Source organism: Pseudomonas sp. SIMBA_068 (assembly GCF_046534705.1).
Lineage (GTDB): Bacteria > Pseudomonadota > Gammaproteobacteria > Pseudomonadales > Pseudomonadaceae > Aquipseudomonas > Aquipseudomonas putida.
On record NZ_JAWRYI010000236.1, the window covers coordinates 1 to 316 of the forward strand.

Annotated in this window: 1 protein-coding gene; it reads left to right on the forward strand. The window is 52.5% G+C overall.

Going from position 1 to position 316, the window contains the following annotated elements; all coding sequences use genetic code 11:
* A partial coding sequence (locus SB756_RS28985) for a hypothetical protein (protein ID WP_410912976.1) occupies nucleotides 1-316 on the forward strand: 316 nt, incomplete at both ends.

Below are 316 nucleotides of genomic sequence, written 5' to 3' on the forward strand. Positions count from 1 at the left end.
TGTTAAGGTATATCTGGCGGTTAAACGCCGTATCCAGCCTGGTGACAAGATGGCAGGTCGTCACGGTAACAAGGGTGTAATTTCTAAGATCAACCCGATCGAAGATATGCCTTACGATGAAAACGGTACGCCGGTAGACATCGTACTGAACCCGCTGGGCGTACCGTCTCGTATGAACATCGGTCAGATCCTCGAAACCCACCTGGGTATGGCTGCGAAAGGTATCGGCGACAAGATCAACGCCATGCTGAAACAGCAGCAAGAAGTCGCGAAACTGCGCGAATTCATCCAGCGTGCGTACGATCTGGGCGCTGAC